The following is a 26,990-nucleotide window of genomic DNA, read 5'->3' on the forward strand; positions in this document are numbered from 1 at the left end:
TCATACTGGCTATTGCCGAGCGTCGTGTACTTGACAGTCTCACCCAATTGCATCAAAGCTGGGCAGCCCTTGAAGTAATGTGAGGCTTGGGACTACATCGCCAAAGACGCACAAGGTTATCTTCTTTGATAGTTGCACGGGGTTTGCCGCCACCTCCAGGCAAGCCAAATTGAGCTTTTGCAGTCTGACTTAGACTTAACAGACTCAGCACGATTAGCAGCACTGATGTGATGTTGATTTTGATTTGATAGGTAGGGATGGCTTAGTGTTATTTAGGGTCTAGTGTTTGCGTTTGCTTGAGTTGCTTGCAAACGCTGGTAAGCTATACTTCAGTGCAAGCTTTTCGCATGGCACTCCGCTTGAACTACATCAGCAGGCGCAGTTCAATGAGCGTGAAAAAAAAATCCCAAGAGCGCACCTGCCAAAGTTTGCATAGGCGTATGCGCTTTGAGTTTGACTCTCGACCACATCAGTGGCGGCAACAGTAGCAACAGCATGAGCATGGGACTGCCGAAGACAACATAAAGCGCTGCAATCGGTCCACCAAGCGATGAGACATGCACACTAATTTTCCAGACAAAAGTGATGAGCATAATGAAGAACGTGTTGAGTGCATAGCAAATCATAAAAGCGGAGGCGATGCGCGGTGCACCTAAGACCTCAAAGATGAGTGCGCCAATCAGATAGACCACAATGCCAATCAGGAAGGGCACAGTTCGCCGCTCACGATGTGAGATATCGTAGTCATTGACCTTGCCGCGTTTGAGCAGGAGAACGACCACTAAGGCTGGCGTTACGGTGCAAATCAGAAATGCTACGAAGAGATAGAGATAACGGCTCTCCAAGTTTTCATATCCCAAAAACAACACTGCCCAGTACGTCAGGACAGGCAACACAATAGGATGAAGCGTGTTTGAGATGAGGTGTGCTAGTTTCTGCGCCATTTGCTCAAAGGTTGAGTCTCAGCACAAAAATAACACTTGTGTGTCTTTCTTTTGGCTTTTCTCTACGAGCCATGTTTTATTGTTGTTCGTTATCTGCAGTGCTTGCAACTGGTGTTTCTTGTTTTTTCCACTCTAAGGCACTGCTCACGATTGGAAATTGCTCTATAAAAATTTCGCGTATGGCATTGGCAATGTCGCGATGTTCTTTTTGTGTGGCTGGGTCGCAGCGCACTTGCAAGTAGTGAATCCAACTGCGCACAGAGCCTTTCATGTAAAGACGCGTTTCGGTGTTCAGAGGCAAAAGTGAGCGCGCACACTCTTTGGCAATGCCCTTCGCTAAGGCTTCTTCATAGCGCTTAAACGCTAACGCCACCACCTCTTCTTGTGCTGACCTAAACCATGCTTTAGTTTCTTCATCAAAGTCGTCTAATGAGTTTTGCCTGTTTTTTTCGTCTTGTCGGCGTGCGTCATAAAGCTCATAGTTCATCACTTTGGCATAGCGTTGACTAAACTCCTGGAAGGAAAAACTTCTGTGGCGCAAAATTTGCGGCGCAATTGCACGCGTAGTGGTAATCTCAACCGTCATATCGACCATCTCAAAAATACTCCAGTGCTTTTGCCGGATACAGAAGCGCAAGAGTTTAGCATAATCAGGATTTTCCTGATTCGGACTTGAGACACGTGCACAGTAAGCAATGAGCCCTTCAGGTGAGATGTCTTTACCCTCAATTTTGATGAGCGGCGCAGTTATAGAAATAAGACGAACGTGCATAGGTTGAGTTGATTTAAAATTCATAGCCTAGTGAAAAGTAATAGACAGGCGGCGCTGTCTGAATGAATGTGGTACGCTCAAACTCACCTATGCGGAAACTCATTGAGGCTGCAAGCCTTGCCAGTCCGATTGGGGTTTTGAGCGAAAGTTCAATGCCGACACCATGCAGAAAGTCGCGCAGTTTAACGTCACTTGCAAATTGCCAAATGTTACCCACATTGTAATGCACGCTAAAAAACGTTGGCACCACAAGTTGAATTGGCAGTGGCGCTTGCGCCCCAATGCCCGCCACGATAAGCTGCCTGCCACGAAATTCATCGAACCTCAAGCCGTAGAAAGTTGCACTAAACTGCGAGCCAATCCCCCCTAAGCTAAACTGCTGTGCAAATGGCGTTGTATTGTCTGCAAAGCCTGCGTTAAGACGCAGTCGCCCTACCACAGCACCACCGAACCACGATGCATTTTCTTCATGCGAGAAAAAAAGTTTGGAGTAGCCGATGTCGCTGCCCAAAAACTTGGGGCTGAAATCGTAGTAGATATTGGTATATGCGCCTTGTGTTGCACCAACCGGCAAATTGCGAGTGTCGATTGTAAATCGGGCGCGCAGTGTCGTTAGCCATGCACCTTCCTGTGGCGGCACAACAGAGATGGGGACAGTTTCATTACGCCAGCGCATGAATTCTATGATCGCATTTCCATCACGGTAGAGTTGCCATCCCACAGCTGCCGAAACTCCCCAAAATCGCTGTCCGTATTCACCTAAGATGCTGCGCTCTGGCTTGAGATTGGACGCAGTAAAACGCGTCTGAAATTCAAACAAATTGCGCTGTTCTAAAAAGGCTCTTGCAAAGAATGTGATGTAAGTATTCCACAGACGGTGCACACGAAATTCTGTCTGCGCTGTAAAATTGCGCTGCCCTGCCATGATCCATGTACCAAGCTCACTTGCTGTGCCTAAAAAGTTTTCATTGCGGAAGTCAAGAAAAAGTTGTCCTGCATAGACATCATCAACGCGAAGACCCACACGCAGCAACTCAAAGAAGCGCTCATCTAATTTGACTTTGAGTGTCGTTGCCTTTCCCTCACTTGAATCTACCTGCTGCTCTACCCACATTGAGACGCGGTTGAAAATACCCGTGTTATACAAGCCATAAATGGATGACTTGATATCTTTGACCTTCAGCGCTTTCCCTATTTTCACATTTAGCTCTCGCTCTATCACAAAACGCTGTGCCCACCCACGACTCTGCTGAATATCCAAGTTCGTGAGTTTTCCTTCCTCTATGTCTATATGCAGTGTATCGTTTGCTACATGCACTTCTCGCAAGCGAGAAAGGCAATAGCCATGCTCACGTAAGTAAGCAAAGATGCGCTCTAAGCGCGCAGTGCCCGTTTGATTGGTGTAGAACTTTCCGATGTCCTCATAAAAAATGCCTTTGACGGCTTCAGCACCTTCAGGCGGCAGACCATGCACTTCTACGGCAAAAAATCTTGGCGTGGGCGTCAGATGAAATACAATCGTTTTGTTCAAGGTGTCCGCCTCTGCAAAGGCATCTGTGAAAAAATCAGTCTGCAAACATTCAGCCAGTGCAGCTTTAGCAAATTTCGCACGTCTGATGATGTCTTCAAGCTTGTCTTTGAACGGCGCACAATTATCTACACCGACAACGGTTTTGTAGTAGTCGCTGATATTTATGTCGTTTGTCTGTTCGACTTGAATTTCTTTTTTAATTTCATCGGCAACTTCCAGTGCTGCACGATAGCCTTCTTGTAAAAGTTCGCTGATACGCTCAAAGTTTGTGGCACTGTAGCCGTTGAGATTTGGCGCAATGACACGGTTTGCAAGATGCAGTTGCTTTTCACTTGTCTCTTGCATCATAATACCGATGACTTGGTCAGCAGTTTTCCAAGGCAGGTCTATCTCCTCGGATGTCGCGTACAGTGGGCTAACGGCTTTGACGGCAATTTTATACTCCATGCCTAATGAATCGCACACATCGACAGGAATGTTTGAGAGCAGACCGCCATCGGCAAGCTGCATATTGTTTTGTTCAATCGGGGCGAAGAGCAACGGTACGGCTGCACTTGCGCGCATGGCTTCCGAGAGTGAGCCACGGCTTAGTATCACACGTGTGCCAGACACCAAGTCGGTCGCTATAGCGCGAAACGGTATCACCAGTGTATTGAAGTCTGCGCCTTGTGGTTGATAAGTGCTGCTAAGTGTGAGCAGATCGAGCGTCTCGGTCAGTTTTTGCGCCGCTGAAAGCGACTTTGGAATGATGAGTCTCAAGCCACTAAATTGAAGGGCAAGTACGGCTTTGTCGCGCACGTGTTTTTGCTCTAAGAACAAATTTCGGCGTTCTTCGCCATCGCTCAGCGATGCAATATCGCTCCACTTCAAGTTTTCTGCCAGCGTCCAGAGTTCGCTTGCACTGTAGCCACTTGCATACAACCCGCCGACAATGGCACCCATGCTTGTTCCGACCACGGCGTCAATTGGAATTCCCTTTTCTTCGAAGGCTTTGAGCACCCCGATTTGACACAAAGCTCGTGCTCCGCCGCCTGAGAGTGCTAGTCCAACTTTTTTGCGCAGCGGTTTTTTTATAGGGGACCATCACATAACGGCGATTCTGCCAGGTCAGACTATCGACTTCAATGCGCAGTGTTTGTGCCAATGCCCTCACATTGAACACAAGCATAGCAAGCATAGCACACAGCACCAGTAGAAGTCGTTTGCAATTTTGAACGCTGAGAGACCGATATTTGCTTGCTCTCATTTTTTTGCTGCATCAGTTTGCTTGCTGCTGAAGGCTTACTTGCCCAACCTGTTTTGCAATAAGTTGCCAAGCGGCAACGCCAGTTAATCCAGCTAACACGCCCACGCCCAAAAAGACTTCGCGAACGCCAATCGTCTCGCATAGCCATCCCGTTGCAACCGACGACAGCGCGGTCATTCCAGCTACAGCAACATTGAGGAAACTAAACACCTTGCCTAAGTCATCACTTGGCGCTAATGCCTGAATCATTGCGCTGCGAGGCACAATAATCAAAATGATAAACGAAGCATGAATTGCCGCATAGAGGCAAAGTTCTTCCACAGAGCGACAAAAGTAATACGGGCAATACGAAATGCCGTCCATCACAAGACCAAACGCCCATACTTTCTCGTAGCCAATTTCACGCACTTGTTTTGCAAAAATGTTCATTAGAAATCCTACAATCAGCATCATCACAGCAAAAATAAACTCAATGAGTGCGAAGACTTCCAAGCCCTTACCGAGCACATTCTTAATCAGGACAGGTGTTGCCACTACCGCTGCACCCATTAGGAAAAGATTGTTGAGCGTTGTAATCACAAGGATATTGCGCAATGGTGCATTGCGACTGAGGCGTATCAAACTTTCTTTTGTATCGCTCAAAATTTTACTGAATCTCAGCCCATTGACATTTGGTTTTGCTGTGCCACGAATTCCCCAGATAAAAGCGTAGGAGATGAAAAACGTGGCTGATGTAATGGCAAAAAGATTCACTGGCTGCATCAGGCTTGCAAGCACGCCGACCGCTAAAGGCGCCACCAGAAAGGCAATTTGCTCAGAGGTTTGCACTAACGAATTAGCTTTGAGCAAAGCCACTTCCCGCTCGTATGTTGAGCCCGAGGTCAGTTCAGGAATGATTGCATTACGGGCTGGTACAAAGAATGCGCTAAAGGCTGAAATTGCAAATGCAATTATGCCCAACCATAGCGCACTCAGCTGGTTGAGAAAAGCCAGAATCGGAATGAGCAGCACAAGTGCACCACGCATCAGGTCAGCAGTCAGCATCACCGTTTGGCGTGAAGCTCGGTCAATGTATGCCCCTGCAAATAAGCCAAAGAGCAGAATTGGCAAGTAGCCCGACATCTGTACCAGTCCTGCCGTTATGCTGCTGCCGCTCAGGTCTAAGGCAAGAAAAGGCAGTGCCATCAGAAAGAGCGACTCACCGAACTTGGCAACAATCTGTCCCGACCAGAGCAGTCCTAAGTTGCGATTGATGAATATGGCTGCAAGGACATCGTGCATCGTTTGCTGGCATTAAAGACGCTAATATACGCCTTGTCGTCGGCTTTTCCTTTTTGAGCGTTGCTCATCGTTTATTTTGAAAGACTTGTTTGGTTACTGTCCCTCCTCTTTGTAACTTGCGCCTTACGACAGACTTCCTCTGTATGAAAAAAGCGACAATTCTCTACCTTGCGCTGCTGCTTCTTTCAGGACTTGCAATAGCGAATACTTCTATCACGCGCTTTGTTGCCGTGCCAGCGTCTGATCGTGTCTATGTGCGCTGGTCGGCTTCAGTTGAATCGAATTTGGTGCGCTATGAGGTCTATCGGCGTGTCGAGAATGAAAGCGCCCTTTCGCTGGTGGCAACGGTTCAACCTACAGGGTCGGGCAGCAGTTATGAAGTTGCCGATATGAATGTTGCGCGCACCTCACCGATGGCAAGCACCTCACCTACGCCCGTCGGCATACTCTCCACACGCTACACCTACATTTTGCGCATCATCGGCACTTCACGCATTGATGAAATGCAAACTTCGCTGGTCTACCAAACTTCCACCACACGCCGCACATGGGGCAGCATCAAAGCACTTTTCCGCTAATCTCTGACAAGGATAGTCGGTAGATGTGCAGATAAGCATAGCGCCTTACTACACCTCCACAATCGTTACACCTGTTCCACCTTCGTCCCAATTTCCCAGTCGAAAAGACTTGACGCGCTTGTCGGATTTGAGATACTCTATAATACGCTTACGCAGCGCACCTGTGCCTTTGCCGTGAATCAGGTCAACTTTATGAATGCCATTTGAGATGGATTCATCGAGGAATTTTTCAACGCGCTGAATCGCTTCATCACCCATCAAACCACGCAAATCTAAGCGTGTCGACACGTCTTTGATTTCCACTGGCAGCGAGACACTCAGCTTTTGCTCTTTGCGTTCAGCTTCTCGAGCTTCTTTGTTTGAAATTTTTTGAAGATTGCGTAGCTGCGTTTTCATTCGGAAGTTGCCGAAATTCACAATGGCATCTTCATCGTGAATCTCCACAATCTCGCCTGTGCTGCTTGTATCAAGCAACCTGACCTTATCACCGACTCGCAGCGAGGCATCTGGCAACGGTGTCTGCGATTCATTTGCGCCTACTGCCATTTCTTCTGCTGCCAGTTCTTTGCGCAGTTTTTCTACATCTTTCCGCGCTTGTTTAACTGCTTCACTATCAGCTTGACTTTGCTTAATATCTTTGACAGCTTTTTCAATCACACTCTCGGCTTGAGCAAGCAAGCGTTTGGCTTCCTTGAGGCTTTGTCTGCGCAGGTCTTTTTTCTCTTGCTCAAGTGCACGCAGTTTTTGTTGATACGATTCCATGAGCCGCTTTAGTTCGGTGCGCTCGCGCAGTAGTTCAGTTTTTTCTGCCAAAGTGTTTTGCAACTCCAAACTTAGCTTTGCAATCAGATCTTCAAGCGCGTGTTTGCTCTCACCCATAAACCGTCTGGCATTCTCCAAGATATGCGGCGCAAAGCCCATCCGTTTTGCCATCTCGAGTGCAAAACTGCTGCCCGGTATGCCCATTTGAAATTGGTAAGTCGGATGCAGTTCGGCAGCATCAAATTGCATTGACCCATTGACAACACCCTCGCGCTGATGCGCATATGCTTTGAGCATGCCTTGGTGTGTAGTTACAATCGTAAGGGCTTTGCGTGTGAGCAAGCTTTCTAAGACTGCAGTGGCAATTGCTGCACCTTCTTCAGGGTCAGTGCCCGAGCAAATTTCATCGACTAAGACAAGGCTTTCGCTCGTGGCATTGTCCAAAATATCTTTAAGATTTTTCAGATGTGAGCTGAATGTCGAGAGATCGTTTTCAATCGACTGCTCATCGCCGATTTCAACGAAGATGTTATCGAAGAGCGCAAATCTTGAGTCTTCTCGACATGGCAGCAAAAACCCAAACTGCAACATATACGCTAGCAGTCCAACCGTCTTCATGGCTACAGATTTACCGCCAGCATTTGGACCTGTGATTACCAGCACACGATTGTGCTCGCCCAGCTCCAATGTCAGTGGCACGGTAGGCTTACCAAGTCTCTTGTGTGTCAGCAGTAGCCAAGGGTGATAGGCTTCACGAATGCGCAGCGATTTTTCAGCCGAGAGTTCTGGCATCACGGATTTGGTTTCTATTGCAAATCGCGCTTTGGCGTAAAGTGCATCGAACTCAGCGAGAATTTCTTGGTTGCTGAGCAAATTGTCTATGTGTTCGCGTAGCACTCGTGCTACCTCACGCAAGATGCGCTCAATTTCACGCACTTCTTGGATTTCAAGGTCACGGATTTCATTGGAGAGCATCAAGGTATCTGAAGGCTCAATGAAGACCGTTTGTCCTGATTGCGAAAAATCATGAATAAAGCCGGGCACTTGATACTTATGCTCTACACGAAACCCTAAGACTAATCGACCATTGCGAATTGTGATGCTATCTTCCATCAGCATACCTGCTTCGGAGTAGCGGCGCAAGAGCGACTCCATTTTTCGGCGTAAGGCACTGCGTTTTTGCTCAAGTGCACTGCGAATAAAAGCAAGTGCATCGCTTGCTGTGGTGCGCACTTCACCGAATTCATCGACCACACGAGTAATCTCATGCTGCAAGGATTTTTCCATCCAGAGATTCTCTGTGAGCAAATTTAAATTGGGGTAGGTCTCACGGCGATTGAAGACAAACTTTTTCAATTGCGATGCAACACGCAGCGACATTGCAACTTGCAAGAGCTCTTTGGGCTGCAAGTAGTTTTCTTCAATAGCAAGTTTGCGGTAAAGCTCACGCGTGTCGGGCAGCGATGGAATCGGCAGCTCTTCGCCTGACTCAATAAGGAGTTTGAGTTCAGCGGCTTTGCTGAGTTGGAGTTTTAGTGCATCCAGTGAGAGAATCGGCGAAGCATCATTTAATCGATCTCTGCCCATATCCGATAAGCAGAGCCTTTGAGCGTAACGAAGAATTTTGTCGAACTCTAACTTCTCTGAAAGTGTCATCAAACAGAAAAATGTGTGCGTTGCTTTGGTTAAAGAGTTTTATAAGAGTCTCAAAAATATGTAACACACCGTACACTTTAATTCATTTCCTGCACTGCCCTTGCCCAGCACACGCTGCACACCTTTCGTTGATACGCCTTTACTTTCTTCAAAGAGCGTATCAGACAGTTTCGTGCGTTACACGAGCTTGACCACCGTTGTGTTGGCGGCAATATCGCCGAGCCGTTGCCCCTTACCATTGCTCAAGATTGTCACCGCCCCAACTGCAGGCGAGAATAGCACAATATCAACGAGGCGCAAAATCTAACTATAAAATAACTCAGGAAACTCGGCTGCGTGCCATCAACTTTAATGACCTTGATGTTCATAGGTTTCTTGCCAATGCTTTGCCCATTCATGAACGTTTCAAAGAGCAAATCATAGAACATCGTGGGCAAAAAGATTAGCACAAATACGGCTATACTTACATCTCCCAGCTTAAGCGCTGCAAGATATATCATCACGCTCAGCGAGATGAAGTATGCCAGTATTACGACATATCAATAAGGACTGCAAATATTCTATCACTCAGACTTGCAACTTCGTAGTTAATCTCGACATTTTGTGTCGTCTGAACCCTGATGCTATCCATAACTTGCTTTTTGAGACTTTTGGCTTATTTTTAGTTATCCCAAAAGGTAAATTGTCCCCAAGGTAAATTTTGAGCCCAACTTTTCATCATTGAGCACAGTGCTATTGTTCTACACAAAGCAACATGGAGTCTCTCCACATTTGCCTATGGATTCCTTGCTGCACTTGGATGATGCACCCATAGAAGTGAAGTAAGAGTTTTTCACACAATTTGAAGCAAGGGAAAAATGACTGAAACTGCATTTGTCAAATCTCGTCGTGAAGCATGGCAACATTTTGAGCACATGCTTTCCAATCCAAGGCAAGCCTCGCCTGATGCCTTAGCCGATTCCTTCATTTAACTCACAGACGACCTTGCATACGCTCGCACATTTTTTCCGAAGAGCAAAGCTACACAGTATCTCAAGGCACTGACAGCTAAAGCTCATCAAGCTATTTACCGCAATCGCAAAGAGCGCAGCAATCGTTTAGTTGAATTTTGGGGCGTAGATTTGCCGCTGACCGTGCGTGCTTCACACCGTCAGATTTTCTACTCGCTCATCATTTTTGCGATTTCTGCATGCATCGGGGCGCTCTCCACAGCAGGCACAACAGTTTCGTGCGGCTTATTCTTGGTGACCGATACGTGAATATGACACTTGCCAACATTAAAAAGTGCGTTAGAGTTTGTCGAGACCGTTGGGCGGCTCTATTTTCAGTATGGTGATCATAAAGATTTAGCAGAGAAAAAAATCAGGCATTTTCTTGATTTTATTCGCACGCATTTTTATTTGACCTCGGTTTCGTTTTCGGCAGAATTTTACACCATGCTCTCGGAAAAATCAGGCGTAGCGCTGCAGGAAATTGAACAACTCTTTAGACTTATTGAGCACGCCAACCGCTCATCAGCACTGTCTGAAGACGATCTTTTGCGTTTGATAGATGCTATTGAGCAATTTAAAACCACCATAGCCTCTCGTGCCAATGCAGAACACGCTCTTCCAAAATCGAATTGATTTAAGCACGCTCCAGCAAGCTGTCGCAGCTATCAAACGCGAACTTCGTAAAGTTCTTGTTGTCAAGATCAGATGCTTGAGCTTTTACTTGCAGCGTTGTTTGCGAATGGTCATGTGCTTATTGAGGGTGTGCCCGGCATTGCCAAAACCCTTACAGCAAAACTTTTAGCACGCACACTTTCTGTTGGATGTTCGCGCATTCAATTTACGCCAGACCTAATGCCCTCTGATGTGATTGGGACATCGGTATTTAATCCCAAAACGGTGGAGTTTACATTTAATCAAGGTCCAATTTTCTCAAACTTTATTTTGATTGATGAAATCAATCGTGCCCCTGCAAAAACGCAATCTGCTCTCTTTGAAGTGATGGAAGAGCGTCAGGTTACGGTCGATGGACAAACCTACCTTATGCAAAAGCCTTTTCTTGTCATTGGTACGCAAAACCCAATTGAGCAAGAAGGCACCTACCGCCTGCCTGAAGCATAACTTGACCGGTTTCTCTTCAAGATTATCATTTCTTATCCTTCGCTTGAGGCGGAGGCGCAAATTCTTCTGCAGCATCATGAACGCACACACGAGATGCCGCTTGCTATTATTGAGCCTGTGCTGAGCTCAGAGCAAATCGTGGTGTGTCAGGCGGCTGTGCGGAGCGTAAAAGTTGATTCGTTACATTGCTGCACTGACTGGTAAGACACGCACGAGCGGCGATATTTACCTTGGCGCTTCACCACGCGCTTCAATTGCCATTCTCACGGCTGCTAAAGCGATTGCTGTAATGCAAGGTCGTGATTTTCTTATCCCTGACGACATCAAAACCGTTGCCATTCCTGCCTTGCGCCACCGCATTATTCTCACACCCGAGCGTGAAATGCAAGGCGCCTCACCTGACGATGTGCTCAAAGAGATACTTGCTAAACTCGAAATACCACGATGATCAAATTTCTGCACAGTTTTTTTCTGACGCCGCGCGACTTTACCAGTTTGGGCGCCTGTGTAACACTTTTCGTTTTCTCTTTTCAGGTATTGAGGCACTTGCTAAAGTTGCACTCTTTGTGCTCTTCACACTTGCTGTGCTCGATACCCTCCTGCTGTATTCAGCACGCATCAAGACCCTTCCCGCATCGCGTCTTGCGCCCAAACGCTTATCTAACGGCGACGATAATATCATTACGATTACTGTTGAAAATCCTTATCCTTTCACCGCAAGTTTTTCAGTTATTGATGAGTTACCCATTCAGTTTCAGAAGCGTGATTTTCTTTATCAGCTCTCCATGCCACCGCGCACAAAAAAACGGTTTGCCTATACGCTTCGCCCAACTACGCGCGGGGAGTATCACTTCGGCAACCTCAACATCTATGCACAGAGCGCGCTTAGCTTTGTCAGTCGCCGCTTTACGATTCAAGCTGCCACTATGGTTCCTACCTATCCTTCCTATTTGCAAATGCAGCGCTATGAACTGCTTGCTACTGCGTCACGCTCGATGGAACTTGGTCTCAAACGTATCAGGCGCATTGGACACACCCTTGAATTTGAACGCATTAAGAATTATGTCATCGGCGATGACATTCGCACCATCAATTGGAAAGCTACTGCGCGGCGCAATCAACTTATGGTTAATCAGTATCAAGATGAACGCTCGCAGCTGATTTATTGCCTCATTGATATGGGGCGTGTGATGCTTCTGGATTACGCTATCAACACCACACTTGCGATTTCCAACATTGCGCTCAAAAAGCAAGACCGAGCAGGCTTGATAATGTTCTCAAGCAAGATTCACTCCATAGTGCCTGCAGAACGCCGAAGCGGACAACTTGTCAAAATCATTCAGACGCTATACAACCAAGACACAAAGTTTGAAGAGTCCGATTATGAAATGCTTTTCATTACTGTGCAACGTCAAATCCATCAGCGCGCTCTGCTTTTGCTCTTTACGAACTTTGAGACACTTTCCTCAATGCGCCGTCATCTCAAATACCTTCAACACTTGGCAGCGCGACATCTGCTTGTTACGATTTTCTTTGAGAACACTGAACTGCATACCTTGCTTGAGCGCAAGATTAAAACATTCGAGGATGCTTACATCAAAACGATTGCAGAAAAGTTTACTTTTGAAAAACGCGAGATTGTTTTAGAACTCAACCGACACGGCATTCAATCTGTGCTCACGCCGCCTAAAAACCTTTCGCTAAGGCTCATCAACAAGTATCTAGAACTTAAAGCGCGTGGGTTAATTTGAATGCCATTGCAATTATTTGTGTTCACTGCTTGTCTTACTTTGTGATACCAAGTTCACGCATCATCACCGCATACTCAAATGCGATTTCTTTGAGTCGATCAAATCTGCCGCTGGCGCCGCTGTGTCCTGCTGACATATTGGTTTTAAGCAACAGTAGATTTTTGTCCTGCTTCAATGTGCGCAATTTTGCTACATATTTTGCAGGTTCCCAATACATGACTTGGCTATCGTTAAGTGATGTTGTTACAAGAATTGCCGGGTATTTTTTTGGTGCTAAGTTAGTGTAGGGGCAATACTGTTTGATGTAGTCATATTCTGCTTTGATTTTCGGATTGCCCCATTCTAAAAATTCGCCAACTGTGAGCGGCAAACTTTCATCGAGCATTGTGTTAATGACATCAACAAACGGCACGCCAAGATGTGCGACTTTGCAAATATCAGGACGCAGATTGATTACTGCACCGATGAGCAAGCCACCAGCACTTGCACCTTGAATCGCCAGTCTATTCGGTGAGGTGTATTTTTCCTTGAAGAGATGCTCTGCACATGCAATAAAATCTGTAAAGGTATTCATTTTCTTCATCATCTTGCCGTTTTCATGCCACTCTTCGCCTAAGTCGCCGCCGCCGCGAATGTGTGCAATTGCAAACAGCATCCCACGCTCCAACAGTGAAAGACGCGCCACACTGAACGAGGCATCCATTGAGATACCATATGAACCGTAGCCATAAAGCAATGCCGGTGCCGTTCCATCTTTTTTGAAGCCTTTTTTATAGACAAGTGAAATCGGAATTTTCGTACCATCTGAGGCTGTAGCAAAAATGCGCTCGCTTTGAAACTGCGTTTTGTCGTAGCCGCCTACGATTTCAGTTTCCTTCAAGAGTTTCTGCTCACGTGTGTCCATATTGTATTCAAACACCGATGCTGGGGTGACAAGCGATTGATAGCCGTAGCGATAAAGGTTCGTGTTAAACTCTGGATTGACATACGGATAGGCATCATAGGTTGGCTCGGGGAAAGCTATCTCGTGCGATTCTTTTGTGCTAAAGTTTATGATTTGCATCTTCAGCAGCCCAGCTTCGCGCTCGTGTATCACCAGATGATTTTTGAAGACATCAACTTCTTCGAGTTTCACACTCGGACGATGCGCCAGCACTTCTGTCCACTCCGTTGGTCTTTCGACAGGCGCAGTAACAAGACGAAAATTTTTGGCGTCTTTATTTGTGCGAATGTAAAAGAGTCCCTCACGATGCTCGACTGTGTATTTGTGTTTTTCTTCGCGTGGCAAAATCACCTTAAACTCTTCCATTGGCTTCTGGCTATCGAGATACCAAAACTCGTAGGTCTCTGAACTTGCTGAGCTACGCAAAATGTACTTCTGATCGCGCGTGCGGGAGACGAACAAACGATACAGTTCATCTTTTTCTTCGAAGAGCAATGCGTCTTTTTCAACTGGCTCACCGACTTTATGTCGGAAGAGTTTGTGGCTACGCTTTGTAAGCGAATCTTCTTGCGTGTAGAACAGCGTTTGATTGTCAGCTGCCCACTCTGCGCCAGTTACGCGCTCAATTTTTTCAGGATAAACTTCACCGGTCTTAAGATTTTTGATTTGCAAGAGATACTGACGAAAGCCTGTTAGATCGAGTGAATACGCCAGCAGTTCGCCGTTGTCACTTACGGCATATTCGCCCAGTGCGATAAATGGTTTGTCTTTGCCCAGTTCATTCAAATCAAGCAAAATTTCTTCTTGCCCTTCTTCCATTGACTTCTGCTTGCGGCAATAGATGCCATACTGCTTGCCTTCTTCGAAGCGTACATAATACCAGTAGTCGCCTTTTTTGTATGGCACGCTCAAATCTGTTTCTTTGATGCGCCCTCTAATTTCTTTGTAGAGTGCTTCCTCAAAGGCTTTGATGTCAGCCGTCATCGCATCGGTGTAAGCATTTTCTTCTTCGAGATAGCGAATCACTTCAGGATTGGATTTTTCACGCAGCCAGAAATAGTTATCTACGCGCGTCTCACCATGCAATACATCAGTTTTTGGAATTTTCTTTGCAACAGGCGGTTTTGGTGGCAGCGATTTTTTTGTGCCTCGGCTTCAGGCGTCTCTACCAGAGAGGTTAGAACAATCATTGTTAGTGTGATTAAAAGTTTGAAGTGATGCATTGCTCAAAGAGTTAAGTTAAAATGCTTATTTGAAATTTGCGTCCCTTCATTTGCTTAGAGCTCAAGAAAATTTTTGAGTATGTGTTTGCCCTCGAGCGTCATAATCGATTCAGGGTGAAACTGCACGCCGTAGAGTTTTTTTGCGGTGCACTCCATTGCCATAATAAGCCCATCATCTGTCCACGCCGTGATACTCAGCAAGGCTGGTAAGGTTTCTTGCTCTACAATCAGCGAATGGTAGCGCGTAGCTTGAAATGGATTTGCCACATCTTTGAACAGCGCACTGCCATTGTGATAAATCATGGACACTTTGCCATGCTTTGGTTCTGGTGCTCGCACTACGTTTGCGCCTAAGGCTTCGCCGATAGATTGATGACCTAAGCATACGCCCAAGATTGGAATTTCACCTTGCACAGCTCGAATGAGCGGTACAGAAATACCTGCTTCTTTCGGTGTGCAGGGTCCTGGAGAGATGACAATTTTTTCAGGATGCTTTTGTCGAATGGCTTCAATTGTGAGTGCGTCATTGCGGTAGACTTCAAGCTCAGCGCCGAGTTCGCCTAAGTATTGGACAAGGTTGTAAGTGAATGAATCGTAGTTGTCAATGACAAGTATCATTTCAACAAGTTTTGCTTATTCTTTGCTTATTCAAGTTTGCACTACGACAGCACCGCTTGCGTGATTTGGTCAGCACGTGCATTAGGCAGATACACGTATTTGCCATCCAGTTTTTGTGCTAACGTTTGGGCTTCACCCTTAGTAAGAAAATTCATCTGTGTATCAATCACAATCGTGTTGATATGGCTTGAACGAATGAGCAAAGCCAGTTCATCAATTTCTTTCTGAATTTTTTCTCTGTCGTTCTGTGATTGGTCAAGTGCGGTATTTGCACGTCCATCTGTGATGAGCGCAAGCGTTGCACGCAAGTTACCTTTTGAGCGCATTTGCTCAATGGTTTTCCATGCTGTAAGTAAGGCTGCTGCTAAGGGTGTGCCGCCGCCAGTGGGCAAGATATCAAGTTCGCGTTTAGCGCGCTCAACACTCTGCGAGGGCGGCAATAGGACTTCGGCTGTCTTGCCACGAAATGCAATTAGCGCAACTTGATCACGATGAACGTAAGCATTTTGTAGGAGGCTTGCCACGGCACCCTTAGCTTGACGCATACGATTGAGCGCCATGGAGCCTGAGGAATCGACCACAAAGACGAACAGCGTGCCTGCTTTATCTCGAAAGCGCTTGATGCGCACATCATCTTTTTTGATTACCAAGCGTTTTTTTGCAGTGTGAGGTTGTGCTGCTTGACGTGTGTGTTGCCACGGTGCTGCTGCCATTAAGGTTGGAATAAGTGCAAGTTTGCCTTCGCGCAAGTTGCCGCTGACTGCGCGAATGTATTTGCCGCGTCGCGTGTTTTCGGCTACACCACGCTTGCCAGATTTACCCTTTCGCTGCTCTGCAAATGCCAAATTCTGCAATACATCAGGCAGCTCTGTTTCAATGGTCTCTAGAAGCATCTCACTAATTTCTTCGGGCGAAGGGCGCTGTGCTTGCTCATTAGTCTGCTCATCTTGCGATTCATTTTTGTCTGATGGCGGGGCTTGCTTTGGCTGTGCTGGCGCTGGTTCATCTTCTTGTGGTTCTGGCATACGTGTGGCACGCGGCAAGAGCACCAACTTCGTTGCCAGTTTGAGATCGCTCTCGCCGACTTCGGTCTCGCCGTTCAAAGCGGCACTTGCCATGGCCGCTTTTGCCGCAAAGACATCGACACGATTGCCTTCTACACCAAGCTCCAAAGCAGCTTGCGATAGCGCCTCGAGCTGCTCATCATAAATGACAACTCTTCGCAAATCTTCACGTGCTGAGAAAATGAGCGCACGCAACGCTGTTTCTTCTTGATGCACATCTTCATGGTGCACTGTGTGTCCTAACTCTTTGGCACGCACGCTGCGCACCACTTCGGCACGAATCTCTGCTTCACTTTGTGCTGAAAATGGCACGATGAGTCCAATGCGGTCAAGCAGCCCCATTCTCACATCGCCGTCGCTTGGGTCGAATGTTGCAACCAGCATAAATTCGGCAGGATGCACTGCTGAGAGTCCTTCACGCTCAACGATGACCACGCCACGCGACATTACATCAATGAGTTGCGCAGAAATTGCACTATCGAGCAAATTGAGTGAATCGACATAAAGCACACCACCGTGTGCCTTTGCAAGCAATCCTTTTTCAATCAAGCGTTTGCCAGTTGCAAGTGCTGCTTCAAGGTCTAGTCCACCAAGCAAACGATCTTCTGTGGCATTGATAGGCAACTCGACAAACGGTGTATCTTCAGGCAAGATGCGAGCAAAGGCGCGTGCCAGCGTTGACTTGCCAGAGCCTACAGATGCCGGAATTGCCACACCGCCTAAAGTTGGATCAACTGCAAGCAACAGCAGCGCACGCTTTGCTAACTCCATATCAACGATTTCGCCAAAGGAGAGAGATGGCATCTCAATACAGATGTTCAAAAGCGATTTTTAACCAGTGCGTTATTTTTAGCCAGTTTGTCGAATTTACGTTTTCTTTTGATGTTTTGTGTTTATTTGTCTATCCAGGGTCGACTTTCTCTCCACGAGAAAATCCTAATGCTTTTTATCTTGCGCGTCTCTAAAACTCAGTGTCTCTTGCTTGATGACTCATTTTTTTGTTCTTGCTGCATTATTGTTCTGTGTCTTTCTTACGCATAGTCAAATGGTGCAGGGTCAAACGCCACCTGCACCAAGCGCAGATGAACGCCGCAGTTCAATTATGCGGAACTACTTTTCGGCATTCGGCAGTCAGGGACAAGGCTCACTTGACCGTCTAAATGCACTTAGCCTTGCTCCAGAGTCCTTTCAAAGTCTGCCATTGGAGGAAGCCATCAACCCGAACGAATATGTTTTGGGCTCGGGCGATGTCGTGGAAGTCAATGTTTTCGGTACTGTGCCGCTCACACTTCGCAGCATGATTTCGCCTGAAGGCTTGCTTTCGCTCAAAACGATTGGAATTTTTGAAGCCAAAGGCAAATCGCTAGCTGACCTCAAAAAGGAAGTAGAGCAAGCCGCACTGCGTCAGTACAAGAGTTCAAGTTTTGCACTTTCGCTCTATCAGCCGCGCTCGTTTTTTGTCATGGTCTCTGGTGCTGTTTCTACCAAAGGGCAGCAAATTGCCACGCCTTTAGACCGCGTCGATAAAGTCTTCTACCTTGCTAATTCACAAGGTCCGCCCCCGCCTGATGCGGCACAAGCTGTTGCCCGTCGTCTTTATCCCGAACCGGCGTCAATCGTGAAGGCTTCCCTGCGCAATATCACGCTGCGACACAGCGATGGTAGTACTGAAGCCGTTGACCTTATTCGTTACTTTATGACGGGTGACCGTCGTTTTAATCCACGCCTGCGCGAGGGCGATGTGATTGAAGTACCGAATTTGCAGCTCGAGAATATGGATTTGGTTGGCATTGATGGTGCTGTGCAATTGCCTGCACTCTATGAGTACTCACGTTTTGATAGTCTTTCGACACTTTACAAAATTGCACTTGGCGCCACCAAAAAATGCCGATTTAGAACATGTGCAAATCACGCGTCGCACTCCAACTGGCTTTGAGCGGCTCACAGTCAACCTCTCTGAGATTCTCTTAGGCAAAGCGCCTGATGTACCGCTTTTGCCCAACGACCGTGTGCAAGTGCGCCTCAAAGCGCTCTCACGCGTGGGCAATGTTACCGTGAAAGGTGCAGTCGAATATCCGGGCTTCTATGCAATCGAATCGCAAAAGACAACACTTAAAGAAGTGATTGCACTCGCAGGTGGATTTACTAAAGAAGCCTTGCTGTCGGGGGCGCGCATTTTTCGCCGACCTAAATCAGAAGAGGGTGTGCCGCTGCCAGCTAATGCGCCACAAGACCTTGACTTCATTCGCCAGCAGCTCATTCGTACCGGCGACCTTGATGCAGAAGAGGCTGCAAACTTCAATCTTGAGTTTGGCGCCCGTCGCAATTATGTCTCAGCAGACTTTCGCGCTATTTTTAGCGGTCAGCAAGAAGACCCTGTACTCGAAGATGGCGACCTTATCATCGTGCCACGTGATGCAGGCACGGTTTATGTCTTCGGACAAGTTGCTCATCCCGGTCATATCAAATACGTAGCAGGGCGCACTTACAAAGACTATATTGCGCTTGCAGGCGGTGAAACGAACGAATCTACAGGCGATGTCCGCATTCTTAAAGCAGGCAGTTATGAATGGAAGTTTCCCAGAGAAACCACTATAGAATCAGGCGATTGGATTTTTGTACCCAAAAAGTTTCAGAAAACTTTCGCGCAACAAATGGCAGAAATTACGCCTGTGGTGTCAATTGTCTCAACGCTGGCTACACTGGCACTCTTGATTTTCCAAGTCTTTCGCCAACCTTGATTGTCAATTCTTAACGACACGCTATGCCACAAGAACCGCTTTCGCTGCCTTCTACAAGTGAGCCTGTTGCAAAGGAACATGCCCTTGACAATGGACAAGCTGGCGCTGCGCCCTCTCGTTTTGTAGAATACCTCAATGTGATTTACCCTTGGCGCAAGTTCATCGTGATTGGCACGCTCTTTTCTACACTTGTTGCCACTGTTATCAGTTTCCTCTTGCCAGAATGGTATAAGTCTTCTGCAACGATTCTTGTGCCACCACAAAGCGATCTTGTCGGTCTCACTCGACTTTTGGGCGGTGCCACAGGCTTCGGGGGCAATCTTGGCAGTGCCGCAGAAAGTGTTTTTGGTAAAAGCAAAACTGCTGACGATATCGATCGCTATGAAGCGATTTTTGATAGCCGCCGTTTGCGTCTTGCTGTCATTGAAAAATTTGACCTTGTGCGCCAATACGAATTTGATTCGCCTTCTACACGCGAACCGATTAAAAAAACACTTGAGGAATTAGACAAAAATCTCATCTTCAAAAATAACCGCAACAACACCGTTACCATTACGGCGTATTTCAAAGGCGATTCAGTCAAAGCTGCAGAGATGGTTAATTATGTCGTAGCCCTCATTGATTCGATTAACCGTGAACTTGCAACCGAAAACGCACGATATCAGCGCAAGTTTATTGAAAAACGATATGCTGACGCACAAGCCGATCTCAAAGTAGCTGAAGAACGGCTCAATGAATTTCAGAAAACTTACCGTGTGGGTGAAGTGCGTGAGCAAGTTAAAGCAAGTTTGGAAGCCTCTGCACAGGTTGAAGCCTTAGCCGTGCAAAGCGAAGTAGAATACAATGTCTTGCGTCAAAGCCTGGGCGACCTTCACCCAGAAGTGTTGCAAGCACGCAGCAAAGCTGCTGAATTGCGCCGTCAAGCCAAGAAGTTTGAAGTCGGCGGCTTGAAGTCTGACCTCATCATTCCGCTTGCTAAGATGCCTGATTTGGGCATGGAGTATCTGCGGCTCTATCGTGATGTTTTACTTCACACCAAGATTGTAGAATTTCTCGTGCCGCAGTATGAACAAGCTAAACTTCAAGAAGCACGCGACACACCAACGCTACTTGTGCTCGACCGAGGCAATGTACCAGAGTGGAAAGATCGCCCCAAGCGCCTGCTGATTATCTTAGGTGGCTTTTTTGCTGGGCTATTTCTTTCGCTCTCTTTTGTGATCTTTCAGCATGAAGCCGAAAAACTTTCAAGCGAACCATGGTTTCAACTTCTGCGCAAGATGTTCAGCCTACGCTAACGCCCACGCCTCGCCGCCAAGCGGCACTTTATGCTGCATTCTTTGTACTTGTTTTGATACTCGGAGCTATCGCTTACTTCAACATCATCTTTGCCGTGCTGCTAGCTGGGGCTTTAGTGGTCGTGGGTTTCTTTCAAGCCTTTTCTTTTCGTATCCTGTTTTTGCTGCTGCTTGCTCTCTTTTTTCTTATTAGTCCTGCTATCCCACTCTCTGAAAAACACTTCAGCAAACCGATTGGCGGCGGCGGACTCTTTCTGCAAGATGCTGTGCTGCTGCTCTTCTTTGCCGTTGCACTCTTCGATTACCTCAAACAACCACGCCTGCCGCGCCCTTCACGCTGGACACGCCTTGAGCGACTTTTTGCCATCTACGCTATCATGTTTTTTGCATCAGCTATCTATGGCGCAATCAATCGCAATACGCTCACTTATCTTTTCGGCGACGTGCGCGATTTTCTCTATCTCTTGCTATTCTATGTTTATCTGCACTTTTTCAAAACAGATACCGATATTGCTTTTGCTCTCAACGCCTTGATTGGCGTGGGGTTCCTGTTTGCTGCTCTCAGTCTCATTGATGACATTCTCATTCGCGGTTTTGTGCGATACAATTCTGGCATATCGTTTTTGCTTGTTGGCTCTACGCTCGCACTGATTGCAAAAATGCTCACGAGCAGGGGCACAACTCCGCTGCTGTCAACTTCTCTGGTGCTACTTGTCATGCTCGCTGGTCTACTGATTACCTTCACACGCGGACTTTATCTGGGGTTCTTTGCAGGCTTCGTTATGATGCTCCTTGTCGTTGGATTCAGACGCTCTTTCAAATTTGCCATTGGCTTAGGTCTGCTTGCACTCGCTGCAGTTGGCACTACACTGGCATTAGGACTTTCACTTGACAATTTCATTTCGCTGACCACATATCGCGGCTCATCTGCTGTTGGCAATTTGGATGTCAGCAGTGCAGAACGCGTGCTTGAAGTCTTAGCCGTGCTCGATGAATTGCCCAATCACTGGCTCTTTGGAAAAGGCGCCGGGGCTACCGTTGCAGTCTATCGCTTTGGAGATAGCAACATCAAAGAAGGTATTGTGGAGTGGTGGTTTATTCACAACAACTACGCACAAGTCTTGCATAAGTCTGGCTGCTTAGGTCTGCTGATTTTTCTTATGCTTTGGATTGGCGCACTGCTTCAAGGTATTCGTTTGTTTCAGAGAGCGCCCTCGAGCACGGCACAAAGTATCTTGCTTGCCGCTGTGGGCACACTTACGGCTTATATGGTAACCTCAATTACATCACCGGTGATGACTTACATCAACACGAATTTTGTCAATGCGCTGCTCTTTGCCTCAATCACATTTTTTGATCGACTTTGCTATGCGACTTCGCACACTGACCGCCGGGATTGATACCAACATTCGCTATTTGCCTGTGCTGCATGAACTCCAACAACAGTCACACTACACTACACTCTTAGAAGTTGGCAGTGGCTCGGAAGGCATTGCACGCTTTGTTAAGCATTCTGTCGTCGGTGCAGATGTTCACTTTCCAACACCACCGCTTCCGAATTTGCAAACAGTAGCGCTCACGGATGTTCATCTGCCTTTTACAGATTGCTCATTTGATGTAGTTGTCTCTACAGATACACTCGAGCATATTGTGCCACATCAGCGCGCAACAATGGTCTCAGAACTGATTCGTGTGTCGAAGCAGCGCCTTTTTCTTGCTGTACCAACAGGCAAGCATGCAGCTGAACAGGACAAAAAACTCGATGCGCTTTACGCTCACAAACACGGCAAGCGAGATTCCTTTCTCATTGAACACGTCGCGTATGGCTTACCAACAGTGGCGGAGATTCAAGCCTACCTTGCGCACGCCTTGCATGTGCATCAACGGCGCGCACAGATTCGTGTGCAGAAAAATTACAATCTCTGCATACGCGAACTTGAAATGCGCCTCTGGCTTAATCCTTCAGCGCTGGCGCAGCGACTCTTTGAGTACATCAAAATTTTTCCTTGCTCTACAAGTGCCTTTCCTTCGGTGAGTGCTATCGTCGCCTCTTTATCGTTGAGATAGAATCAGAATGAAAATTTTGGTTATCACGCCATACTTACCTTATGCGAATGCTCCGCACGGCGGCAGTGCTATTCTCTTTACGCTGCTGCGTGAACTTGTGCAATCGCATCAAATTTTTTGGCAACGATGTATGAGCCGGATGAAGTCGCAAAACTCGATGAAGTCAAAACACTCTTTGAGCTTGTTTGCGCCGTACCCAAACGTGAAAGCGCTCTTGTGGCAATCCAAGCACGGCGGTCTTCTTTGGGTGGCTACCTAAAGACGCTGCGCACACTGTTGGTGAGCACCGCACAGTATGCAGCAACATTTTTCGGCATTTATGCGCGAGCGTACCCCGACCAAAAAGCATTTTTGCAGCGCACCGTGCAGGCAATTGCAGCAGTTCAACCTGACATTATTCAGATTGAATATGGCTATTTTTGTCGGCTCTTTGCGCGTAGGCTTGCACCTTATGGCGTGACGGTAGGTGTGGCACACGATGTGGAGTTCAAGCCAGCGCTTCGAATGGCGCTTGCCACAAAGGGGCTTGATAGACTTGCAGCATGGATGCGTTATGCTTTTATTCGTCGTGCTGAACTCAAAGCATACCGATATGTGAGAAAAGTCTATGCACTCTCGGCGTTCGATGCCAAGTTACTGCGCGATGCTGCACCTTCACTTTCTGTTGGGGTGCGCCGCTCCAGCGTTGATACCCCGAGTTTTTGATGTGCGCACTTGCCATCGTGAAAACAACATGATTTTGTTTGTTGGCGCACTCTATCGCCCTGAAAATTTGTCAGCGGTGCATTTCTTAATCGACGACGTGATGCCCATTGTATGGGAAAAAGTACCACAGGCGCATGTGCATTTGGTCGGTGCTGGTGCTAGCCATGACTTTTTGCAGCACGTTCAAGGATTGCCTGTTGTGGTGCATGGCTATCAGGAACGGTTGGCAGATTTTTACATGCGCGCCACACTTGCAGTTGTACCGCTTTTTGTAGGTGGCGGCATTATTGTCAAACTTTTGGATGCGCTGGCTTATGGTGTGCCCACTGTGGCAAGTTCTATTGCAAACGAAGGCGTTGGTGCTATGCCCGAGCGCGATATTTTGATTGCCGATGATGCCGTGACATTTGCACAGCAAATTCTCTTTTTGCTGCAGTCACCTGAGCGGCGCACCTTACTTTCTGAACATGCTTACGCATTTGTGCGTCAAGCCTTTAACGCTCAAGAAAGTGCTGCGCAACTTATCGCAGATTATGCTGCTTTGCTTGTCAAATCTTAACCTGCAACCCAAATCCAGCATGAATAGCACGGCGCCCGATGTCTCTGTCTTGATTGCAAATTGGAACGGGGAGCACATTTTGCCGCGCTGTCTTGACTCAATTTATCAGCATACACAACAAGTTTCATTTGAAATCGTGCTCTGCGATGATGCCTCGACCGATGCAAGCCTCGAACTTGTGCAGCGCAATTTTCCACAGGTCAAAGTACTTGTCAATGCGCGCAATCTCGGCTATGCTGCTACTACAAACCGCGCCATGACACTCGCCTCTGGTCGATATTTTCTTCTGCTTAACAACGATGCCATGTTTGAAAATAATGTGCTCTTAGAGTTTGTACGATTTATGGATGCAACACCAGAGGCAGGTATTTGCGGCGGCTTGCTTCTCAATCCTGATGGCTCGCACCAACATTCATTTGGGGCGTTTCCTTCACCTTTTGCTGCATTTGCCGAACTCTTCTGGCTCCGACGCTTATTTCCCTTCTTGCCACCAACGCATCTTGGGACTGTGCCACGCACCCTCACACGCGCCTATCCTGTGCCTATGGTGGTCGGCACAAACCTGTTCATTCGCGCAAGCCTTGCTCACGCACTTTCACTCTACGATGAACAGTTCGTAGCGTATTTCGAGGATAGCGACCTGTGCTATCGTGCTTGGCGTGCAGGCTGGAAAGTCTTTTTCGTGCCTTCCGCACGGCTTACCCATTTGTTTAGTTACTCCTACGGCGGCGAGACACCCGAAAAAGTCAAGCGCCAAATGGAACGGTTTCTGCTTGGACTCTCACGCTTTTGCTACAAACATTACTTACCTGCTAAGGCATACCTGACGCTGCGGCTCTATCGCTGGCTCTTTTTCAAGACATGGCTCATGCTGCGACTCAAACGCCATTTTGCACACAAAGCCCGACAGTCTGCGCTCGAACTTGAGATTTTTCGCAACCGCTTTGGATTTTATTTTCTCAAAACTTTGACACAGCCATCAGCAACTCACCCATGACAGTCAGATGAAAGTCTGCGTGCTACTTTCTACATACAACGGCGAAACCTATCTGGCTGAACAGTTGGAGAGCATCTTTCGTCAAAAGCAGGTTGCGCTCTCGCTTTATGTGCGCGACGATGGCTCACAAGACCGCACTTGGCAGATTCTCTCCGATTATGCCCAGCGGTATGCGAACCTTCGACTCTTTCGTGGCGAAAATCTCGGTGCTGCAAAAGTTTTTTTTGGCTTTTGGAGCATGCCGATGCTGAGGCAGATTACTTTAGCTTTAGCGATCAAGATGATGTGTGGCACTCTGACAAACTCTCTCGTGCCCTTGCCTATCTTTCACAAGCCGATGGCACAGCGCCTTTGCTTTACTTTTCACGCTTTGAGATTGTTGACACACAACTCAGGCACTTGGCATATTCACCTCATGCACAACGCCTGGGGTTTGCTAATGCACTCGTACAAAATCAAGCCACCGGCTGCACGATGGTCTTCAATCGCGCTTTGCGGTCGCTGATTCTATCTGCCTTGCCTGAACGCACGATTATGCACGACTGGTGGATTTATCTTGTTGCCTCTGCTTTCGGCACCTTGCTCTATGATGAGACACCCACACTTAAATACCGCCAACATGCACAGAATGCCATTGGTACTTCAGTTACACTTTTGGGCAAAATGCAGCGGCATTGGAAAAGTTTGACACAGGGCAATAGCCGCATTTTCCGATTAAGCCAGCAAGCTCATGAATTCGAGAAGTGTTTTGGTGCAAAACTTGCCGCACGAGAAAGCCGTATCTTGCAGCGTTTTTTGCAGTCTAAACAGCAGTTTTCTGCACGTATTGGGTATCTCTTGACAGGTGAAGCGCTTCGGCAGTCTTTTCTTGACAATGTGATTCTCAAAACCGTCATTGCGCTAAACCGATACTGATGCGCAAACCGAAGATTCTGCATATCATCACCGTGTTTAGTGTCGGTGGCGCTACTGAAGGCGTTGTAGCTTTAGCCTGCGGCTTACAAAAGAAAGGCTATGATGTTGAAATTGCAACGGGTCCGAACGTTGCATCTGAAGGGGATTTATTTAGCGAAGCACGCACCTTAGGGCTGCGTGTTACGGTCTTTCCTGACCTTGTCAAAGAAGTTAGCCCATTGCACGACTTGCGCGCCTTTCTTGACCTCTACGATTTCATTTGCTCGCGTAAGTTTGACATTGTGCACACGCACACAGCGAAAGCGGGCATCTTAGGTCGCTTTGCTGCAGCTCTGGCTGGCGTGCCACTCACCTTTCACACTTTGCATTTACTTTCTTTTACAGCGCATCAACCTGCTGCTTTGCGTCGACTTTTCCTTTTGCTTGAACGCTGGGCAGCGCGTTATACCACACATTTTACCAGTGTCTCGCAAACCATGATTGAAACACATCTTGCCAACGCAATTGGCAGAAGAGAGCAATACTCCGTCGTGCGTAGTGGCTTGCATGATTCATTTTTCATGCCCATTCCTGATGTCAGACAACTCAAAAAGCACTATGCAAACAAGTTTGGCTTTGCTGAGAGTGATTTCATTGTCTCTAAAATCTCACGACTGACGAAGCTCAAAGGTCATCAATTTCTCATTGATGCTATGCCACGCATTTTGGCAGCAGTGCCTTCAGCGAAGTTTCTCTTCATTGGTGGTGGCGATTTTGAGCCTCAGCTTCGCCAATACATCGCAGCGTGTGGGCTTACTTCGGCGGTGCGCTTTGTGGGTGTTGTACCACCTGCGGAAGTTGCACGCCTTGTTGCTATTAGCGATGTGATTGTCCATACCTCTCTGCATGAGGGTTTAGCACGTGTCATTCAGGAAGCAATGGCAATGGCAAAGCCAATTGTTTGTTTCAATCTCGACGGGGCCTCAGAGATGATTCGTGATGGTGAAAATGGGTTTCTCATTCCTGCTTCGCCTGTTACACCGCAGACAATTGAGCAATTGGCAGAAAAAATCATTTTGCTGGCGCATCACGCTGACTTGCGTCTTGCTTTGGGGCAAGCCTCTGTGCAGCGCGCTTATGCTGAGTTTACAAACGCCGCTATGACACATGCAATCGAGCAGCTTTACCTTCGGTGCTGGCACGAGTGTTAGCAAACAGGCTCTCCAAGCATACCGCACTCATGCCAAAACAG

22 protein-coding genes and 2 pseudogenes are annotated in these 26,990 nt (G+C 47.3%); 15 read left to right on the forward strand and 9 right to left on the reverse strand.

Annotated features, from left to right (window positions below):
- Positions 1 to 383 precede the first annotated feature (383 nt).
- From CMR00_08960 to CMR00_08975, 4 genes are all read right to left on the reverse strand, one after another.
- The gene (locus CMR00_08960; GenBank protein ID PIO47653.1) at positions 384 to 944 is read right to left on the reverse strand and encodes a hypothetical protein; all 561 of its coding nucleotides are present in this window, start codon (positions 942 to 944) and stop codon (positions 384 to 386) included.
- Between the two features lie 76 nt (positions 945 to 1,020).
- Positions 1,021 to 1,716 (reverse strand): thymidylate synthase (FAD), encoded by a 696-nt coding sequence (locus CMR00_08965; GenBank protein ID PIO47654.1) that lies wholly within the window; start codon positions 1,714 to 1,716, stop codon positions 1,021 to 1,023.
- A 13-nt stretch (positions 1,717 to 1,729) separates the two neighbouring features.
- A complete protein-coding gene (locus CMR00_08970) occupies positions 1,730 to 4,261 on the reverse strand; it encodes a hypothetical protein (GenBank protein PIO47655.1) in 2,532 nt (843 codons plus the stop codon).
- 244 nt (positions 4,262 to 4,505) lie between these two features.
- Entirely contained in the window at positions 4,506 to 5,774 is a 1,269-nt protein-coding gene (locus CMR00_08975) for a hypothetical protein (GenBank protein ID PIO47656.1), read from the reverse strand.
- Between the two features lie 143 nt (positions 5,775 to 5,917).
- On the opposite strand from CMR00_08975, the gene CMR00_08980 reads away from it, so the two are divergent.
- Complete coding sequence (locus CMR00_08980; GenBank protein ID PIO47657.1) at positions 5,918 to 6,352, forward strand: hypothetical protein; 435 nt, start codon at positions 5,918 to 5,920, stop codon at positions 6,350 to 6,352.
- Between the two features lie 48 nt (positions 6,353 to 6,400).
- On the opposite strand, the gene CMR00_08985 is transcribed toward CMR00_08980, so the two are convergent.
- A complete protein-coding gene (locus tag CMR00_08985; GenBank protein PIO47658.1) occupies positions 6,401 to 8,773 on the reverse strand; it encodes an endonuclease MutS2 in 2,373 nt (790 codons plus the stop codon).
- Positions 8,774 to 9,021: 248 nt separating this feature from the next.
- Positions 9,022 to 9,270, reverse strand: a complete 249-nt coding sequence (locus CMR00_08990; protein ID PIO47659.1) for a hypothetical protein — start codon at positions 9,268 to 9,270, stop codon at positions 9,022 to 9,024.
- Between the two features lie 768 nt (positions 9,271 to 10,038).
- Here CMR00_08990 and CMR00_08995 point away from each other — a divergent pair.
- The 3 genes and pseudogenes from CMR00_08995 to CMR00_09005 all read left to right on the forward strand — a co-directional run bounded on the left by CMR00_08995 (position 10,039) and on the right by CMR00_09005 (position 12,632).
- On the forward strand, positions 10,039 to 10,395 hold the full coding sequence (locus tag CMR00_08995) for a hypothetical protein (GenBank protein PIO47660.1): 357 nt from the start codon (positions 10,039 to 10,041) through the stop codon (positions 10,393 to 10,395).
- Positions 10,364 to 11,329, forward strand: a pseudogene (locus tag CMR00_09000) (magnesium chelatase). Before CMR00_08995 ends, CMR00_09000 begins: the two are co-directional and overlap by 32 nt.
- Positions 11,329 to 12,632, forward strand: a pseudogene (locus CMR00_09005) (DUF58 domain-containing protein). The pseudogenes CMR00_09000 and CMR00_09005 overlap by 1 nt, the downstream one beginning before the upstream one ends.
- A 34-nt stretch (positions 12,633 to 12,666) precedes the next feature.
- Here the strand turns inward: CMR00_09005 and CMR00_09010 are convergent.
- The 3 genes from CMR00_09010 to bchD all read right to left on the reverse strand — a co-directional run bounded on the left by CMR00_09010 (position 12,667) and on the right by bchD (position 17,284).
- Positions 12,667 to 14,709, reverse strand: a complete 2,043-nt coding sequence (locus CMR00_09010; GenBank protein PIO47661.1) for an oligopeptidase B — start codon at positions 14,707 to 14,709, stop codon at positions 12,667 to 12,669.
- Between the two features lie 143 nt (positions 14,710 to 14,852).
- Positions 14,853 to 15,416 (reverse strand): anthranilate/aminodeoxychorismate synthase component II, encoded by a 564-nt coding sequence (locus CMR00_09015; protein PIO47662.1) that lies wholly within the window; start codon positions 15,414 to 15,416, stop codon positions 14,853 to 14,855.
- 41 nt (positions 15,417 to 15,457) lie between these two features.
- Positions 15,458 to 17,284, reverse strand: coding sequence for a magnesium chelatase ATPase subunit D (gene bchD / locus CMR00_09020; GenBank protein ID PIO47663.1), 1,827 nt, complete (start codon positions 17,282 to 17,284; stop codon positions 15,458 to 15,460).
- A 181-nt stretch (positions 17,285 to 17,465) separates the two neighbouring features.
- On the opposite strand from bchD, the gene CMR00_09025 reads away from it, so the two are divergent.
- From CMR00_09025 to CMR00_09075, 11 genes are all read left to right on the forward strand, one after another.
- Positions 17,466 to 18,416, forward strand: coding sequence for a hypothetical protein (locus CMR00_09025; GenBank protein ID PIO47664.1), 951 nt, complete (start codon positions 17,466 to 17,468; stop codon positions 18,414 to 18,416).
- A complete protein-coding gene (locus tag CMR00_09030) occupies positions 18,274 to 19,221 on the forward strand; it encodes a hypothetical protein (GenBank protein ID PIO47665.1) in 948 nt (315 codons plus the stop codon). Before CMR00_09025 ends, CMR00_09030 begins: the two co-directional genes overlap by 143 nt.
- Before the next feature lie 23 nt (positions 19,222 to 19,244).
- Positions 19,245 to 20,516, forward strand: coding sequence for a hypothetical protein (locus CMR00_09035; GenBank protein ID PIO47666.1), 1,272 nt, complete (start codon positions 19,245 to 19,247; stop codon positions 20,514 to 20,516).
- On the forward strand, positions 20,477 to 21,916 hold the full coding sequence (locus CMR00_09040) for a hypothetical protein (protein PIO47667.1): 1,440 nt from the start codon (positions 20,477 to 20,479) through the stop codon (positions 21,914 to 21,916). Before CMR00_09035 ends, CMR00_09040 begins: the two co-directional genes overlap by 40 nt.
- Positions 21,840 to 22,583 carry a hypothetical protein gene (locus tag CMR00_09045; protein ID PIO47690.1) on the forward strand — a complete coding sequence of 248 codons (744 nt, stop codon included), beginning with the start codon at positions 21,840 to 21,842 and terminating at the stop codon, positions 22,581 to 22,583. The genes CMR00_09040 and CMR00_09045 overlap by 77 nt, the downstream gene beginning before the upstream one ends.
- Before the next feature lie 126 nt (positions 22,584 to 22,709).
- The gene (locus CMR00_09050) at positions 22,710 to 23,288 is read left to right on the forward strand and encodes a hypothetical protein (protein PIO47668.1); all 579 of its coding nucleotides are present in this window, start codon (positions 22,710 to 22,712) and stop codon (positions 23,286 to 23,288) included.
- Entirely contained in the window at positions 23,191 to 23,847 is a 657-nt protein-coding gene (locus CMR00_09055; protein ID PIO47669.1) for a hypothetical protein, read from the forward strand. The genes CMR00_09050 and CMR00_09055 overlap by 98 nt, the downstream gene beginning before the upstream one ends.
- The gene (locus CMR00_09060; GenBank protein PIO47670.1) at positions 23,756 to 24,844 is read left to right on the forward strand and encodes a hypothetical protein; all 1,089 of its coding nucleotides are present in this window, start codon (positions 23,756 to 23,758) and stop codon (positions 24,842 to 24,844) included. The genes CMR00_09055 and CMR00_09060 overlap by 92 nt, the downstream gene beginning before the upstream one ends.
- A 7-nt stretch (positions 24,845 to 24,851) precedes the next feature.
- Positions 24,852 to 25,349, forward strand: a complete 498-nt coding sequence (locus tag CMR00_09065; GenBank protein PIO47671.1) for a hypothetical protein — start codon at positions 24,852 to 24,854, stop codon at positions 25,347 to 25,349.
- Positions 25,319 to 25,759: a hypothetical protein gene (locus CMR00_09070; protein PIO47672.1), complete on the forward strand. Its 441-nt coding sequence runs from the start codon at positions 25,319 to 25,321 to the stop codon at positions 25,757 to 25,759. Before CMR00_09065 ends, CMR00_09070 begins: the two co-directional genes overlap by 31 nt.
- The gene (locus CMR00_09075; protein ID PIO47673.1) at positions 25,759 to 26,949 is read left to right on the forward strand and encodes a hypothetical protein; all 1,191 of its coding nucleotides are present in this window, start codon (positions 25,759 to 25,761) and stop codon (positions 26,947 to 26,949) included. The genes CMR00_09070 and CMR00_09075 overlap by 1 nt, the downstream gene beginning before the upstream one ends.
- Positions 26,950 to 26,990 lie beyond the last annotated feature (41 nt).

This window comes from [Chlorobium] sp. 445 (assembly GCA_002763895.1).
Lineage (GTDB): Bacteria > Bacteroidota > Chlorobiia > Chlorobiales > Thermochlorobacteraceae > Thermochlorobacter.

Bases quoted from the DNA above. Each gene is read 5' to 3' on its own strand.
- CMR00_08975 (PIO47656.1), bottom strand. From the start codon at position 5,774: ATGCACGATGTCCTTGCAGCCATATTCATCAATCGCAACTTAGGACTG.
- CMR00_09055 (PIO47669.1), top strand. From the start codon at position 23,191: ATGCACTCTCGGCGTTCGATGCCAAGTTACTGCGCGATGCTGCACCTT.
- CMR00_09035 (PIO47666.1), top strand. From the start codon at position 19,245: ATGCCACAAGAACCGCTTTCGCTGCCTTCTACAAGTGAGCCTGTTGCA.
- CMR00_08960 (PIO47653.1), bottom strand. From the start codon at position 944: ATGGCGCAGAAACTAGCACACCTCATCTCAAACACGCTTCATCCTATT.
- CMR00_09065 (PIO47671.1), top strand. From the start codon at position 24,852: ATGAAAGTCTGCGTGCTACTTTCTACATACAACGGCGAAACCTATCTG.
- CMR00_08965 (PIO47654.1), bottom strand. From the start codon at position 1,716: ATGCACGTTCGTCTTATTTCTATAACTGCGCCGCTCATCAAAATTGAG.
- CMR00_09040 (PIO47667.1), top strand. From the start codon at position 20,477: ATGGTTTCAACTTCTGCGCAAGATGTTCAGCCTACGCTAACGCCCACG.
- CMR00_09015 (PIO47662.1), bottom strand. From the start codon at position 15,416: ATGATACTTGTCATTGACAACTACGATTCATTCACTTACAACCTTGTC.
- CMR00_09075 (PIO47673.1), top strand. From the start codon at position 25,759: ATGCGCAAACCGAAGATTCTGCATATCATCACCGTGTTTAGTGTCGGT.
- CMR00_09030 (PIO47665.1), top strand. From the start codon at position 18,274: ATGGTGCTGTGCAATTGCCTGCACTCTATGAGTACTCACGTTTTGATA.
- CMR00_09070 (PIO47672.1), top strand. From the start codon at position 25,319: ATGGTCTTCAATCGCGCTTTGCGGTCGCTGATTCTATCTGCCTTGCCT.
- CMR00_09045 (PIO47690.1), top strand. From the start codon at position 21,840: ATGCGCTGCTCTTTGCCTCAATCACATTTTTTGATCGACTTTGCTATG.
- CMR00_09060 (PIO47670.1), top strand. From the start codon at position 23,756: ATGCTTACGCATTTGTGCGTCAAGCCTTTAACGCTCAAGAAAGTGCTG.
- CMR00_09050 (PIO47668.1), top strand. From the start codon at position 22,710: ATGTATGAGCCGGATGAAGTCGCAAAACTCGATGAAGTCAAAACACTC.
- CMR00_09025 (PIO47664.1), top strand. From the start codon at position 17,466: ATGACTCATTTTTTTGTTCTTGCTGCATTATTGTTCTGTGTCTTTCTT.
- CMR00_08990 (PIO47659.1), bottom strand. From the start codon at position 9,270: ATGATATATCTTGCAGCGCTTAAGCTGGGAGATGTAAGTATAGCCGTA.
- CMR00_08980 (PIO47657.1), top strand. From the start codon at position 5,918: ATGAAAAAAGCGACAATTCTCTACCTTGCGCTGCTGCTTCTTTCAGGA.
- bchD (PIO47663.1), bottom strand. From the start codon at position 17,284: ATGCCATCTCTCTCCTTTGGCGAAATCGTTGATATGGAGTTAGCAAAG.